General features: G+C 66.8%; 12 protein-coding genes. 6 read left to right on the top strand and 6 right to left on the bottom strand.

Annotated elements, in window-relative coordinates:
• The first annotated feature begins 311 nt into the window (after positions 1 to 311).
• A complete protein-coding gene (locus AC5RWT_RS10430; protein WP_494042804.1) occupies positions 312 to 806 on the top strand; it encodes an Lrp/AsnC family transcriptional regulator in 495 nt (164 codons plus the stop codon).
• Positions 807 to 880: 74 nt separating this feature from the next.
• Positions 881 to 2,269: an aspartate aminotransferase family protein gene (locus AC5RWT_RS10425; RefSeq protein ID WP_494080208.1), complete on the top strand. Its 1,389-nt coding sequence runs from the start codon at positions 881 to 883 to the stop codon at positions 2,267 to 2,269.
• A 93-nt stretch (positions 2,270 to 2,362) separates the two neighbouring features.
• Here AC5RWT_RS10425 and AC5RWT_RS10420 read toward each other — a convergent pair whose 3' ends face one another.
• Together AC5RWT_RS10420 and AC5RWT_RS10415 are read right to left on the bottom strand one after the other, a co-directional pair.
• Entirely contained in the window at positions 2,363 to 2,911 is a 549-nt protein-coding gene (locus AC5RWT_RS10420) for a hypothetical protein (RefSeq protein WP_494042805.1), read from the bottom strand.
• A 24-nt stretch (positions 2,912 to 2,935) separates the two neighbouring features.
• On the bottom strand, positions 2,936 to 4,306 hold the full coding sequence (locus AC5RWT_RS10415; RefSeq protein ID WP_494080207.1) for an NAD(P)/FAD-dependent oxidoreductase: 1,371 nt from the start codon (positions 4,304 to 4,306) through the stop codon (positions 2,936 to 2,938).
• 188 nt (positions 4,307 to 4,494) lie between these two features.
• Between AC5RWT_RS10415 and AC5RWT_RS10410 the strand changes: the two genes are divergently transcribed.
• Entirely contained in the window at positions 4,495 to 5,235 is a 741-nt protein-coding gene (locus AC5RWT_RS10410) for an alpha/beta fold hydrolase (protein ID WP_494080163.1), read from the top strand.
• On the opposite strand, the gene AC5RWT_RS10405 is transcribed toward AC5RWT_RS10410, so the two are convergent.
• Positions 5,232 to 6,269 carry an LLM class flavin-dependent oxidoreductase gene (locus AC5RWT_RS10405; protein ID WP_494080162.1) on the bottom strand — a complete coding sequence of 346 codons (1,038 nt, stop codon included), beginning with the start codon at positions 6,267 to 6,269 and terminating at the stop codon, positions 5,232 to 5,234. The genes AC5RWT_RS10410 and AC5RWT_RS10405 overlap by 4 nt on opposite strands.
• A 167-nt stretch (positions 6,270 to 6,436) precedes the next feature.
• Between AC5RWT_RS10405 and AC5RWT_RS10400 the strand changes: the two genes are divergently transcribed.
• On the top strand, positions 6,437 to 8,437 hold the full coding sequence (locus tag AC5RWT_RS10400) for an acyl-CoA dehydrogenase family protein (RefSeq protein ID WP_494080161.1): 2,001 nt from the start codon (positions 6,437 to 6,439) through the stop codon (positions 8,435 to 8,437).
• A gap of 13 nt (positions 8,438 to 8,450) precedes the next feature.
• Here the strand turns inward: AC5RWT_RS10400 and AC5RWT_RS10395 are convergent, their stop codons facing one another.
• Positions 8,451 to 9,335 (bottom strand): hypothetical protein, encoded by an 885-nt coding sequence (locus AC5RWT_RS10395; protein ID WP_494080160.1) that lies wholly within the window; start codon positions 9,333 to 9,335, stop codon positions 8,451 to 8,453.
• A 107-nt stretch (positions 9,336 to 9,442) separates the two neighbouring features.
• Between AC5RWT_RS10395 and AC5RWT_RS10390 the strand changes: the two genes are divergently transcribed.
• Complete coding sequence (locus AC5RWT_RS10390) at positions 9,443 to 10,615, top strand: acyl-CoA dehydrogenase family protein (RefSeq protein ID WP_494080159.1); 1,173 nt, start codon at positions 9,443 to 9,445, stop codon at positions 10,613 to 10,615.
• 50 nt (positions 10,616 to 10,665) lie between these two features.
• Here the strand turns inward: AC5RWT_RS10390 and AC5RWT_RS10385 are convergent, their stop codons facing one another.
• Positions 10,666 to 11,706, bottom strand: coding sequence for a DMT family transporter (locus tag AC5RWT_RS10385; RefSeq protein ID WP_494080158.1), 1,041 nt, complete (start codon positions 11,704 to 11,706; stop codon positions 10,666 to 10,668).
• Between the two features lie 125 nt (positions 11,707 to 11,831).
• Here AC5RWT_RS10385 and AC5RWT_RS10380 point away from each other — a divergent pair, with 125 nt between their 5' ends.
• On the top strand, positions 11,832 to 12,599 hold the full coding sequence (locus AC5RWT_RS10380) for a MerR family transcriptional regulator (protein WP_494080157.1): 768 nt from the start codon (positions 11,832 to 11,834) through the stop codon (positions 12,597 to 12,599).
• Positions 12,600 to 12,657: 58 nt separating this feature from the next.
• Here the strand turns inward: AC5RWT_RS10380 and AC5RWT_RS10375 are convergent.
• A partial coding sequence (locus tag AC5RWT_RS10375; RefSeq protein ID WP_494080156.1) for an HNH endonuclease occupies positions 12,658 to 14,177 on the bottom strand: 1,520 nt, incomplete at its 5' end.

The following is a 14,177-nucleotide window of genomic DNA, read 5'->3' as shown; positions in this document are numbered from 1 at the left end:
GACCGACAATAGTTTCAGTTGTAAATTTTTGATTACACGACGGAATCCGAAGCGGGACATGCCCCTTTGGTTGCGATTTCCCCGATCCGGGCGCAATGCACCCGCGAAGTATGCACTGCTCACCGGACTCCCGCACCAGAAAAGGCCTGTGACCCGCTTCACAACAGATAGTAACCTCAAGGAGTTCGTATTTCGATAGTTACAGCCGCAAAATTTTTCGAATCCACTACTTGCGCAAGCCGCAGACAACGGATTCAATAGCAAGCAATCCCGCCGATGGCGGCGATCCGTTTCACAGGAGGTGGATACGCTTGACCTTGCTCCCCGGTGCCGGGCACGGCCACATCGGCAACTCCCACAGCGCTGCGGTTGACGAGGTCTCCAAGGCCATCATCGAGCAGCTGCAGGAAGACGGCCGGCGCTCCTACGCCGCGATTGGAAAGGCCATTGGCCTCTCCGAAGCGGCGGTACGCCAACGCGTACAGAAGCTGACCGACGCCGGCATCGTGCAGATCGTTGCGGTGACCAACCCGCTGCAGTTGGGCTTCGCCCGGCAGGCCATGCTGGGCATCAAGACCGCCGCCGATCTGCTGGAAGTGTCGGACAAGATCGCCGCACTGGACCAGGTGGATTACTGCCTGGTCACCGCCGGGTCATTCGACATTCTGGCCGAAGTTATTTGCGAAAACGACCAGGATTTGCTGCGGTTGGTCAACCAGATCCGCGGCATTCCCGGCGTCCTGAGCACTGAAACATTCATGTACCTCTCGCTGCGCAAGCAGGAATACAACTGGGGAACCCGATGACACAGACATCCGCATCGCCAAGCACCAGCATTCCGGGCCAAGGCACACCGGCCGGGACCACCACCGACGCACCGATGCGCCGGACTTACACCACGCCGATGGGAACGGACCGCCAGCAGGCTGCCCGCGACCATTTGTGGATGCACATGGCCCGGCATGCGCCGCTGGCCGCCGGAGGCAACGTTCCGGTGATCACCCGCGGCGAAGGCCACCTCATCTACGACGACCAGGGCCGCGAGTACATCGACGGGCTCGCCGGGCTCTTTGTGGTGCAGGTGGGCCACGGCCGCGAAGAACTGGCCCAGGCCGCCGCCCGCCAGGCCAAGGAACTGGCTTTCATGCCGCTGTGGTCTTACGCCCACCCGGCGGCCATCGAACTGGCCGAGCGCCTGGCCCACCATGCGCCGGGCGACCTGAACCGTGTCTTCTTCACCACCGGGGGCGGCGAAGCCGTGGAATCGGCGTGGAAGCTGGCCAAGCAGTACTTCAAGCTGCAGGGCAAACCCAACAAGACCAAGGTGATCTCCCGCGCCGTCGCCTACCACGGCACCCCGCAGGGCGCGCTCTCCATCACCGGCATCCCGGACATGAAGGCGCCGTTCGAACCGCTGGTCCCGGGCGCCTTCCGCGTTCCCAACACCAATCAGTACCGCGCACCCGAGGGTCTGGGAGACCCGAAGGCGTTCGGCCGCTGGGCTGCCGACCGGATCGGCGAAGCCATTGAGTTCGAGGGCCCGGACACCGTGGCCGCGGTGTTTTTGGAACCGGTGCAGAACTCCGGCGGCTGCTTCCCGCCGCCGCCCGGCTACTTCGAGCGGGTGCGCGAAATCTGCGACGAGTACGACGTCCTGCTGGTGTCCGACGAGGTCATCTGCGCCTTCGGCCGGATCGGTTCCATGTTCGCCTCCACCGATTTCGACTACGTGCCGGACATGATCACCTGCGCCAAGGGGATGACCAGCGGTTACTCCCCGATCGGTGCGATGATCGCCTCCGACCGGCTGTTCGAACCCTTCAAGCACGGCGACACCACGTTCTACCACGGCTACACCTTCGGCGGGCATCCGGTCTCCGCCGCCGTCGCGATGGCCAACCTGGACATCTTCGAGCGCGAGGGCCTCAACAACCACGTCAAGGAGAACGCTCCGGCCTTCCGCAAGACGCTGGAGAAGCTGCTGGACCTGCCGATCGTCGGCGATGTCCGGGGCGAGGGTTATTTCTACGGCATCGAACTGGTCAAGGACAAGGCCACCAAGGAAACCTTCAATGACGAAGAATCAGAGCACCTGCTGCGCGGCTACCTGTCCAACGCGCTGTTCGACGCCGGCCTGTACTGCCGCGCCGACGACCGGGGCGACCCCGTGGTCCAGCTGGCCCCGCCGCTGACCGTGGGTCAGCGCGAGTTCGACCAGATTGAACAGATCCTGCGCTCCGTGCTGGTGGAGGGCATGAACCACCTCTGACCAGCACCCCTTGACCCCCAAGGGGTGGGAGCCCGACCTTGGGATGAGAAGGCGGCGGGTGGCCGGCTCACAGCCGGCCACCCGCCGTCGTAGTTAGACTTCGCCGCGGACCTGCCGCAGCCAGACGCGCCGCGCGTCCAGGTACGGTTCGATGCTGGCCACTCTCTGCAGCGCCACCCGGTCCGGGTCGAGCCCGGCGGCCTCGATCATGATGCCGTAGCCGTCACGCTCCGCGCCGGCCCACCATTTGCCGCCGTCCTGCCAGAGCGCAAACTCCACCTCGTCACCGTCGACGGCGATGCCAACCATCCGCGGTTCCTGGAGCTCCAACTCGTTGAGTTTCTGCCGAAAGGAGTCCGTGTCCGTCGCCATCGGGCCCGACCCCAGCCGCATCGTTCGGATGCTCTGGTTCACGCCGTGCACGGTGGTCAAGACCTGGGCATGGGGCACACCCAGTCCTGGATCGCCGTGCAGCAGCCCGTGCGGTCCGTTATCTTCAATCCATTCCCCCACCATGACGGGGCCGTCCCAATTGGCGAGGGCGAAACAGGGCAGCTCGGGGAACGTCTCCCGGATGCGTTGTTCACCTTCGGCCACCATGGCCCAGAACCCGTCCGGCTCCACCTGTCCGTCAACGTCCATGGATTCAGTATGGCAGTGGCGGGGTCAGCCGCGCCCGGAAACTTTATCCGCAATCCGGGCAACCAGCGAGGTGGATTCCAGCCGGCCGTCCTCGGCGCGGTCGGCCGCGTGGTAGGCGGCGTACATGGCCTGGACGGCGATCCAGCGCAGCGGTTCCACCTCCCAGCGGCGCACCTTCCGGTTCACCCACGGCATCCGTGTCAGCTCGCTGTCCGGATCGACGATAAGGTCGCGCAAGGTGCGGGCGGCCAGGTTGGTGGCGGCGACGCCGGTGCCCACATAGCCACCGGCCCAGCCCAGCCCGGTCTGCGGATCCAGGCCGACCGTGGCCTTCCAGTCGCGCGGGACGCCCAGCACGCCGGACCAGGCATGCTCCAGGCGGGCGCCGCGGGTGGCCGGGAACATCGAATGCAGGATATCGGCCAGCTGTGCCACGGTTTTCGGCTGCGTGGCACCGTCGGAGTCCAGTGCGGAGCCGTAGCGGTAGGGCACGCCCCGGCCGCCGAGCGCGATCCGTCCGTCGGCGGTGCGCTGGGCGTACATGTACGCATGGGCCATGTCGCCCAGGGCCTCTGCCTCGTCCCAGCCGATCTCCGACCAGACGTCCTTCGGCAGCGGTTCGGTGACGATCAGCGAGGAGTTCATCGGCAGCCAGTCCCGGCGCGCCGATTTCAGGCCGGCGGTGAAGCCTTCGGTAGCGCGCAGGATGTACCGCGCTTGGACGGTCCCGCGGTCAGTGCGGGCATGGCCGGGCTGGATGTCGGTGACGGTGGTTCCCTCGTACAGCCGCACCCCCATCCGCCGGACGGCGTCGGCCAGCCCGCGGACCAGCTTGGCCGGTTGGATCCGCGCGCAGTGCGGTTGGAACAGCGATCCGACTGCCCGGTCGATCCGGATGCGTTGGTTGGTCTGCGCCGCATCCAGCAGCCGGGCGCCGGCCTCCGGCCAGACCGATTCCGCCGCGGCCCAGGCCTGCAGCCGCTGCAGCTGCGCGGGGTTCCGGGCCACGATCAGTTCGCCGCCCTTGTACATGTCCGCGTCGATGGCTTCGGCCGCGGCCACCCGGATGACCTCGTCCACGGTCTGGTTCAGCAGCGTCTGGAACCGGCCGGTCAGCTCGCGGCCGTGGCTGGCGGCATAGTGGTCGCGGCCGCCGGTCATGCTGTTGGTCAGCCAGCCGCCGTTGCGGCCCGACGCGCCGAAGCCGGCGAAGCGGCTCTCCAGCACCACCACGTCAAGATCCGGCCGGGCCTGCTTCAGGTAGTAAGCCGTCCACAAACCGGTGTAGCCCGCCCCGACCACGGCGACGTCCGCCGTCGTGCTCTCCGTCAGTGCCGGGCCGGGCTCGGGCAGCCCGCCGTCGGCATACCAAAAAGAGACTTCGCCGTTGACAATCGCCACACCAACTCCTTGTCCCGGCCGCCGGAGCGGCGGCCCGCTAGGGACAGGCTAATGGCAACCGCTACAGTTCGGCCTTACCGGCCCGCCAGTACCCCATGAAGGCCACCTGTTTGCGGTCCACGCCCAGAGCAGCTGGCATACGCACCCCCGGGAGCGGGCGCCGGCCCGTGCATAATCAAGTCATGCCCCAACCCATCGTCCTGCTCCACGGCTGGGCCTGCTCCGCGGCGTACTGGAAACCGCTGGCGGACCTACTCTCCGCCGGCGGCCGCAGGGTGGTGGCCGCGGACCTCCCCGGCTACGGCAGCGACCCTCGCGCGGGCTTCGACTGGACGGTGGAGAACGCCGCCACCAGCATGGCCGAACGATTCGGCGGCGGGCCTGTGCACTGGGTGGGGCACTCCTTGGGCGGCAGCATCGCCGCCACCATCGCGGCACGCTTCCCGCGCACGACGGCGTCGCTCACCTTGGTAGGGATGGTTCCGGTGGCACCGTCGGCGGCAACCGTCGACAAGCTGACCCGGCTGTTCGGCGACGAATCTTCCGATCCGGAAGCAGACCTGGCCGCCGGCGAGGAGCTGCTCGGAGCGTGGTTTCGGGGCGGCACCGAGCCGGAAGGCGGCGACCGCGAAACGTTCCTGGCCACCTTCAGGCGACACCCCGCCGTCGTTCGCCAGAGTTTGCTGGCCGGCGTGACCGGTGCGGCGCCGGAGGTGGCGGAGTTGGTATCGGCACCGACCCTGGTGGTGACCGGCACACGGGATCCCACCCGGCCGCCTGGCGCCGTCGCGGATTTTCTGGCCACGCACCCGGACTGGCGGCACACCTCGGTGCAGGATGCCGGGCACATGGTGCACTGGGAGCAGCCGGCGGCCTGCGCCGAGGCGATCCTGCGGCATGTAGAGGCCGCGGAGAACAGCTAGGGCCGTTTGGCCGGGTGGGTTTCGCGCTGGATGACCGGCATGATTTCGGTGGCGAGCAGTTCGATGGACCGGGCGGTGTCCGCGAACGGTAGTCCGCCCAGGCCCACCTGCGCCATGTAGCGGTCGTGGCCGAACAACTGGTACTGCTCCATGATCTTGTCGATCACTTCCTGCGGGCTTCCGGCCAAGAGTCCCCCGCCTGGGCCAGCCCAGGCTTCGAAGGTCTCGCGCGGGAAATGCCCCGCCGGCCGCGGCATGTTCTGCTCGAAGTAGGCGCGGTAGTGCGGGTAGAACGTATCGCGGGCCTGTTGGGAGGTAGGCGCCACGAAGAAATGGCCGCCCGTTCCCACCGGCAGCGTGGCCGGGTCGTGCCCGTGCGCGGCGGCGGATTCGCGGTAGTACTCAATGTGCCGGGTGAAGTGCTGCGGTCCGGAGAGCAGCGCCAAGTACAACGGCAGGCCCAGCCGGCCGGCGCGCTCGAAGGAAGAGGGCGTGCCGCCCACGCCGACCCAGACCGGCAGCTTCTCCTGCAGCGGCCGCGGCGCCACGTCCATGCCGCGGATGCTGTGGTGGTGCGTTCCGTTCCAGCTCAGGTTCTCCTGCTCGCGGGCGGCCAGCAGGAGCTGCAGCTTCTCTTCGAACAGGCCGTCATAGTCGGCCATGTCGTAGCCGAAGAGCGGATAGGACTCGGTGAAGGCACCGCGGCCCGCGATGATTTCCGCCCGGCCGCCGGAGAGCAGGTCCAGCGTGGCGAACTGCTCGAACAGCCGAACCGGATCCTGGGTGGACAACACCGTGACGGCGGTGGCCAGGCGCAGCGTGGTGGTCTCTCGCGCGATGGCGGCCAGCACCACTTCGGGGGCCGAGATGGCGAAGTCCTTGCGATGGTGCTCGCCGAGCCCCAGGAAGGAGATGCCCGCCTGATCGGCGATCTTCGCCAGCTGGACCAGTTCCTCCAGGCGCTGCCGGGGCGACAACGCCTCACCGTCCGGGCCGTGCGTCAGTTCGCCGAAGGTGAAGATGCCGAAGTCCATTAATGCTCCCGGGGGTCGCGTGCAGTGTTCCATTAGTTGAAGCTTCAGGTAATCCGGGATATTCCCCAGGCGCGAAAAAGACCCTCGGCAAAAGAGCTACCGGGAAGTAACATGAGGGGACAGCACAGGGCCTGAAGCCCGGCAGGCCCGCGTCGAAGGGGACTGCCATGAGCGCCGAGACCGACCAGAAAAAAGCCAGCGCCAGCGCGGAGGCCGCCGCTGGACCGTTGCCCGCCGAAGCAGGGACGGCCGGCCCGGCGGAGACCAGCGAACGGGACGCGCGCGAACTGGCCGAGGCGTCGCGCGAAACGGAATGGACTCGGCCGAGCTTCGCCAAGGGCCTGTACATGGGCCGGTTCGAACTCGACCTGATCCACCCGCATCCGCTGCCGAGCCCGTCCGAGCGTGCGGCCGGCGAGGCGTTCCTGGCGGCGCTGGAGGAGTACGCCCGCAGCATGGACGGGGCACGGATAGAACGCGACGCGAAGATCCCGGACGAATACCTCGACGGCTTGGCCAAACTGGGCGCCTTCGGCATGAAGATCCCGGTCGAATATGGCGGTCTGGGGCTGTCGCTGCTCTATTACGGCCGCGCCCTGATGCTGCTGGGATCGGTACATCCTTCGCTCGGAGCGCTGCTCTCGGCCCACCAGTCCATCGGCGTTCCCGAGCCGGTCAAGGTCTTCGGCACCGAAGAACAAAAGCGCGAATACCTGCCCCGCTGCGCGGCCGGCGCCGTGACCGCCTTCCTGCTCACCGAACCCGACGTCGGCTCCGACCCCGCGCGGCTCGGCACCACCGCCACTCCCACCGAGGACGGCGAGGGGTACCTGCTCAATGGCAGCAAACTCTGGACCACCAACGGGGTGATCGCGGAACTGGTGGTGGTGATGGCCAAGGTCCCGGAGCACGACGGGCAGCATGGCGGCATCTCAGCGTTCGTGGTGGAAGCTGACTCCCCGGGCATCACGGTGGAAAACCGAAACGCCTTTATGGGCCTCAGGGGCATCGAAAACGGCGTGACCCGGTTCGACAACGTCCGTGTCCCCGCGGCCAACCGCCTGGGCCGTGAAGGGCAGGGCCTGAAAATCGCGTTGACCACGCTGAACACCGGTCGCCTCTCGATCCCCGCGCTCTGCGCGGCTGGCGGTAAATGGTCGCTGAAGATCGCCCGGGAATGGTCCAACGCGCGCGTGCAGTGGGGCAAGCCCGTCGGCAAGCATGAGGCGGTCGGCAAGAAGATCGCCTTCATCGCCGCCAGCTCTTTTGCCCTCAACGCAGTCTTTGAGCTGTCTGCCGGACTCGCCGATGCCGGCATGAAGGACGTCCGGATTGAAGCAGCGCTGGCCAAGCTGTGGTCCAGCGAATTCGCTTTCAAAATTGCCGACGAGTTGGTCCAGATCCGCGGTGGCCGAGGCTTTGAGACCGCCGAGTCGTTGGCCGCCCGCGGCGAACGCGCCGTGCCGGCCGAACAATCGCTGCGCGACATGCGGATTAACCGGATCTTCGAAGGCTCCACCGAAATCATGCATTTGCTGATTGCCCGCGAGGCTGTGGACGCGCACTTGTCCGCCGCCGGAGATTTGGCCTCGGCCGACGCCGATCTCCAGGCCAAGGCAAAGGCGGCCGTGGGTGCCAGCGGCTTCTACGCCAAATGGCTTCCTCAGCTGCTCGCCGGCCAAGGCATGAATCCCACGGCCTATAAAGACTTCGGCCTGCTGGCTAAGCATCTGCGCTACATCGAGCGTTCGTCCCGCCGGCTGGCCCGGCAGACGTTCCTTGGCATGGGCCGATGGCAGGCGGGGCTGGAGAAGCGGCAAGCGTTCCTGGGCAGGATTGTGGATATTGGCGCCGAACTCTTCGCCATGGCCGCCAGCTGCAGCCATGCCGAAATGCTGCGGAGCCAGGACCCTGCACAAGGCAAGGCAGCGTACCAGTTGGCGGACGCCTTCTGCCTGCAGTCCAGGGAGCGGATCCACCAGCTCTTCGGCGAACTCTGGCGCAATTCGGACGCCAGCGACGGCAAGCTCGCCGCTCGGGTGCTCGCCGGCGACTACACGTGGTTCGAAGCCGGCATCCTGGATCCATCGGAGGGCACCGGACCGTGGATCTCGGAACGCCCAACCGGGGTCTCCACCAAGGAGAACCTGCACCGCGCCTACCGCTGATTCAACCAGCCACCTACAGCACCGGCCACACCCGGCGCTGCGCGTCGAAGACCTCCCAGGCCCGCGGCACCAGATTCAGCGAGACATCGCACATCTGCCGCAGCTGCTCCATGCTCCCCGCCCGGAATGTCCCAGTGCCGAATTCGTTGAACGGATCCGGGTAGCGCGATCCCCCCATGGCCGCCCACTCCAGGCCGTGCGAGTGACCGCTGCAGAACTGCCAGACATACATCAACGACGGCGGCAGGTCCTCGGTCCGCAGGTCCTTCAGGATGGAGGTCTGTGTCCGGTTCTTGGTGGCGTAGCCCCAGGAATTGTCGGCCTTCCTGGAAAAAATCGGCGGCAGCCGCAGCGACTCCGCCACCTCGTTGACCGTGCGGCGCAGCCCGTTAAAATACTCCATCGCCCGGGCATGCCGTTCGGGCTGAAAGTCCGCCAGATAGGCATCCCAGAACGACGCCGCGTTGAACACATCCCGTGCAACGAGCACCAGACTGCGTCGAGCCCGCTCCGTGCCCTCGGCCGGCAGCAGCGCCCACAACACGGTGGACGTGCATTCGATAACCGTCCGCACCAGCGAGTACGGCGCGTGCGTCTGCAACCGGTATTCCGCCGGCCCCTGACCGCCGTGTTCCTCGAACAACAGCCGGCGCAGGGCCAGCACATTGTCGGTGGCCGCTGCCAAGGACTGGCGCAGCAGACTGCTCACGCTTTGGGCCGCGGTGAATTGTTCGTCCAGCTGGGCCAGCGGGGATCCCGGTTCAACGGAGGCCTGGTCCCGTTGCAGCCATGGTTCCAAATCCTGCAGCATCTGCAGGATGGCCAACGCTGCCCGGTCCTCCGGGTCTGTTCCGCCTACCGAGCGCATCTGGCCGAAGGAGGCACCGCCGTCGTCCATTGGCCCATGGTAGCGCCGCAACGGCGCGCTGCTCCTGCCAGCGGTTATCGTGGGAACAACCGGCTGCCACCGAGCCGGAAACTTTGTTCCGAACGAAGGGGCTCCACTTGTCCGCCGAAGCCGATCTGATCAATCTCGACTCGCTGCTCAGTGATGCCGAGCTGGCGCTGCGGAGCGACGTCCGTGCCTTTGTGGACAGCGCGATCAAGCCGAACATCGGCGGCTGGTACGAAAAGGCGGTCTTCCCGCTGGAGATCGTGCCCGAGATGGCCAAGCTCGGCCTGCTCGGCATGCACCTGGACGGCTACGGCTGCGCCGGCCGCTCCGCGGTCGAATACGGTCTGGCCGGCGCCGAACTCGAAGCAGGCGACTCCGGCCTGCGCACCTTCGTCTCCGTGCAGGGCTCGCTGGCCATGAGCGCCATCCACAAACACGGCTCCGAGGAGCAGAAGAAGCAGTGGCTGCCGCAGATGGCCGCCGGCGAAGCTATCGGTTGCTTCGGCCTGACCGAACCCTCCGCCGGCTCCGACCCCGCCAATATGAAAACCTATGCCCGCCGCGACGGCTCCGGTCCCGACGCCGACTGGGTGCTTAACGGCTCCAAACGCTGGATCGGCCTCGCCTCCGTCGCCAAGGTCGCGATCATCTGGGCCCACACCGAGGACGGTGTCCGCGGGTTCATCGTTCCCACCGACACCGCCGGCTTCAAAGCCACCCCGATCGAGCCCAAGCTCTCCATGCGCGCCTCCATCCAGTGCGACATCGAACTCACCGACGTCCGTCTGCCCGCCGACGCGCTGCTGCCGAACGCGAAGGGACTGCGCGGGCCGTTCGAGTGCCTGAACGAAGCCCGCTACGGCATTATCTGGGGCGCGATGGGCGCCGCCCGCGACGCCTGGCAAGTCGCCGTCGACTACTCCAAGGAACGCCTGCAGTTCGACAAACCGCTGGCCGGCTACCAGCTCACACAACAGAAACTGGTCGACATGGCGCTGGAGATCAACAAGGGCTTCCTGCTCGCCCTGCACCTGGGCCGGCTCAAGGACGCGGGGAACCTGCAGCCGCACCAGATCTCGGTCGGCAAGCTCAACAACTGCCGCGAAGCCATCGAGATCGCCCGCGAATGCCGCACCATCCTCGGCGGCAACGGCATCACCCTGGACTACTCACCGCTGCGCCACGCCAACAACCTCGAATCCGTCCGCACCTACGAAGGCACCGACGAAGTCCACACCTTGATCCTCGGCCAGAAAATCACCGGCTTCCCCGCCTTCCGCTGAGGGGGTGCGGGGATGCGGGCCGGGCTCGCGGTGAGCCGACCCTGCCTCAGTCAGCCCGCGCGGCGAAGGCGGCCGGCACGCGACGCAATCAGCAGTCCCACGCCAGTCAATCCGATGCCCAGCAGCGTTTCCGGGCCGACTACGCTCCCCGCCGACGGCCAGAAAATATCCACAGCCAACGCTCCCACCAACTGTCCGCTGATCACCGTCAGCGTCATCAGCAGCACGCCGGTGCTGGCCACGCAAACTGTGGCAGCGGCAAGGATCAGGGTACCGAGCGGACCGCCCAGATACAGCCACCACTGCCCGGTGAGGAGGTCGGCATGCCCGATGATCATCGCCTGCACGATCCAGACCGCCAGCAGGGCCACCGTTCCCACACCGAAGTTCAGCAGCGTGGAGATCACCGGGCTGCCATGCGCCGTACCGATCTGGCCCAGGACGCCCTGCTGCACGCTCTGCAACAGCCCAGACAACAGTGGGATGAGCATGAACAACACCAGCGGGCCAACTGCAGTTGATGGCCCGAAATGGGCGCTGGCGGCGAGGATCGCTGCCAGGAAGGCGAGCACGGCACCAGTGATCCGGGCCCCGCTGACCGCAATCTTCCGGCCTGCCCCGATGCCCAACCGGTCCATCAGCAGGCCGGAGGCCATCTGGCCGGTCACGATCGCTATGGTGAACAGGGATAATCCGATTGGCCCCACAGTTGCCGCCTGTGCAAACACGTAGAGGGCACCGACGACGCCCGCCAGCAGGTACCAGCGCGGGTACACCCGCCGTCGCAGCAGTCCTGGAACGGCACGCAATTTGGCCCGCGCCTTCGGCCGCACGAGCGCAAAAAGCACCACCGCCCCGAAGCCCGTGCCGAAGCTGACCAAGGCTGCTCCCACACTGTCCTGCAGTTCGATTCCCAGCTGGCTGTTGAGCCGGCTTTGCACGGCCAGCCCCACTCCTGCGAGCAGCGCCAGCAGCAGTGCCAGTGGGACCGGCAATTGGATGCCGTGGCGTTTAGTAGGAGCCCTCCCGCCCGGCAGATGCACCCTGCCGCGGCTGCCGCGGGGAGAATCAGCGGGCCGGTCTGCGTGCACGTGCCGATGTTATCCCGCCCGGTAGCTCCTGTCTGCGTCTGCCGATGCCGACCGCACAATGCGCCGATGAATCCGCCACCACACTTCTTGACCTTGACGTTGCGTCAAGGTTCATAGTTGTTGCTATGGGTATGACACCGGAGGTCAAAACGTATTCGATTCAGGAAATCGCCAGAGCTGCCGGGACTACCAGCAGGACCTTGCGGCACTACCAGGACATTGGCCTGCTGGAGCCGAGCCGCACGGGCCACAACGGCTACCGCTATTACGACGACGAGGCCTTGGTTCGGCTGCAGCGGATCCTCCTGCTGCGCCAGCTTGGATTGGGTCTGCCTGAAATCAACAAGGTGCTGGAAGGCACACGGGATACGACGGCCGCTCTGCGCGGGCATCTGGAACTTCTCCTGCAGGAGCGCGATCGACTTGAAAGGCAGATCGCCTCAGTACGGACCACTATCAACAAAACGGAAAGGGGCGAACAGCTCATGGCAGATGAAATGTTCGACGGATTCGACCACACCCAGTACAAGCAGGAAGTCGAAGAGCGCTGGGGAAAGGACGCTTACGCCACGGGCGACCGGTGGTGGCGCGGCATGTCCGACGCCGAGCGGACATCTTGGAAGGAACACTCAAAGCAGTTGATGGCAGATTGGGTTGCCACCGCGCAGGCCGGTTTGGCTGCAAGTAGCGATGAGGCCCAGACTTTGGCACGGCGTCAATTCGACTGGCTCTCCAGCGCCAACGGCGGCCAGAAAGTGTCCTTCGGCTATTTCACTGGCCTGGGCGAAATGTATGTGGCCGACCCGCGGTTCGGCGCCAACTACGGCGGCGAGCAACGCGCATCCTTCGTGAGGGACGCCATGAAGATCTACGCCGACAAACACCTGGCATAGGTTCCGCAGAAGCGGCGTGGGAACCAGCCTCGAGCTTGTCCCCGCGCCGTTCTCCCTGTCAGGCTGCAGGGCGGACCAGATCCTCCCGCGGAATCCGAACAACCGCCCATCCTCTCGCAGCGCTAGCAGCAAGGCGCCCACCGTCCCCCGCAGCCGTTTGCCGGAGGGCCGCCTCCACCAGCAACAGCGGTTCTCTTGCGGTGCGCTTTCCACCCGGCGCAGCCACTGCCTCTGCTGTCGGTCCGCCAGCAATGGTGCCGGGTAGGGGTGGTGCGGTGGAGGTGTAGGTGTGGCCGGTGGGTGTGGTCGTTTCCACGGCGTGGCGTGGCCCGTCGACGGGTGTGGTGGACCAGCCGTCGGCTTCCTTGGCGTGGTTGCAGCGCTCGCACAGCCCCTGCCCGTTGGCCAGGGTGGTGGGCCCGCCCTCGGACCAGGCGACAATGTGGTCGATGTGCCGGATCGGGGCGTCGCACCAGGGAGCGGCGCAGATCGCGTCCCGGGCCATGACCATCCGCCGGATCCCGTCGGGGAACTTCCGGGCCTTCGAGTCCATGCCCAGCAGCTGCCCGTCCTCGGGAGCGGTATACAGCCGCCGGATCCAGACGTCCTCCACGCCGCCGATTTTCAGGTTCCGCAGCCTTTCCTGCCGGGCCTGCTCGCGGGCGGTCTTCCAGCCCGGCTCGGTTCCGGCCGGCGGAGCCTTCTGCCCGGTTCCCGGCGGGCTCGTGCCAGGCTGGTTCGTTCCCGGCGGGATGCCTCCTCTGCGGGGTTGGGATGTTGCGGGTGGGTCCTGGGGCAGGCGGATCAGGTCCCGGGCGTACTGAGCCGGGACGATGCCGTAGCCGGTGAGCCAGGCCGGTTCATTCTCGCCCTGCAGCATCGTCCGGTCGGTCATGACCAGTTGGACTTCCAGGTCGGCCGGGTCGGCGGTGCTGCGACCGGTGACGCGTTCAAACACGGTATCGGCCATCACCTGGCCCCGGGTCCGGGGGTCCCCGGCATTGGCCAGCCGGTCCGCCTCCTGCTGCAGCGCGGCCATCATCGCGACCCCCCGCACCACCGGCAGCAACGTCCTCACGGACACCATGGTGTCTGGTTCGGGCCTCGAGGAGACATACCGGTCCGCTTCGGCCTTCGCGGCCCGCTTCACCACCGCGTGCGGATCCAGCCGGTAGGCGGCGCGTTTGGCTTCGGCCTCCAGCCGCCGGTTCCCGAGCCCGTGCAGCCGGTCCGGGTTCCCGGCCAGTTCCTCATCCACCGCCGCCCGGTGCTCGGGGGTGAGGCAGTCGGTTTCACTGACCAGGATCGCCGCCCGCCGCTCGTTCAGGTACCCCGCCTTGAGTGCCTTGAGCGTGTGCGGCATCTGATTGACCAGGACCTTGGCCCGGCCCAGCAGCAAAGCGCCCTGGTTCGGGGACTCCCGGCGCGCCAGCCCGACCTGCTTGGCGATCCCCTCGCCCTGCCGGGCGGCCGGGACGCCTTTGGCGGCCCGCTCGGCCCGCATCCGCTGATCCAGGGCGACCATGAGTTTGGCCTGCTCCGCGGCGATCGCGTCCTTGGCGTCCTCCCGTGCGGTGA

The sequence above is a fragment of the Arthrobacter sp. Dra40 genome, from assembly GCF_059091905.1.
This window is presented reverse-complemented; position numbering and strand designations above follow the sequence as displayed.

Bases quoted from the DNA above. Each gene is read 5' to 3' on its own strand.
- AC5RWT_RS10410 (WP_494080163.1), top strand. From the start codon at position 4,495: ATGCCCCAACCCATCGTCCTGCTCCACGGCTGGGCCTGCTCCGCGGCG.
- AC5RWT_RS10405 (WP_494080162.1), bottom strand. From the start codon at position 6,269: ATGGACTTCGGCATCTTCACCTTCGGCGAACTGACGCACGGCCCGGAC.
- AC5RWT_RS10395 (WP_494080160.1), bottom strand. From the start codon at position 9,335: ATGGACGACGGCGGTGCCTCCTTCGGCCAGATGCGCTCGGTAGGCGGA.
- AC5RWT_RS10425 (WP_494080208.1), top strand. From the start codon at position 881: ATGCGCCGGACTTACACCACGCCGATGGGAACGGACCGCCAGCAGGCT.
- AC5RWT_RS10380 (WP_494080157.1), top strand. From the start codon at position 11,832: ATGGGTATGACACCGGAGGTCAAAACGTATTCGATTCAGGAAATCGCC.
- AC5RWT_RS10400 (WP_494080161.1), top strand. From the start codon at position 6,437: ATGAGCGCCGAGACCGACCAGAAAAAAGCCAGCGCCAGCGCGGAGGCC.
- AC5RWT_RS10420 (WP_494042805.1), bottom strand. From the start codon at position 2,911: ATGGACGTTGACGGACAGGTGGAGCCGGACGGGTTCTGGGCCATGGTG.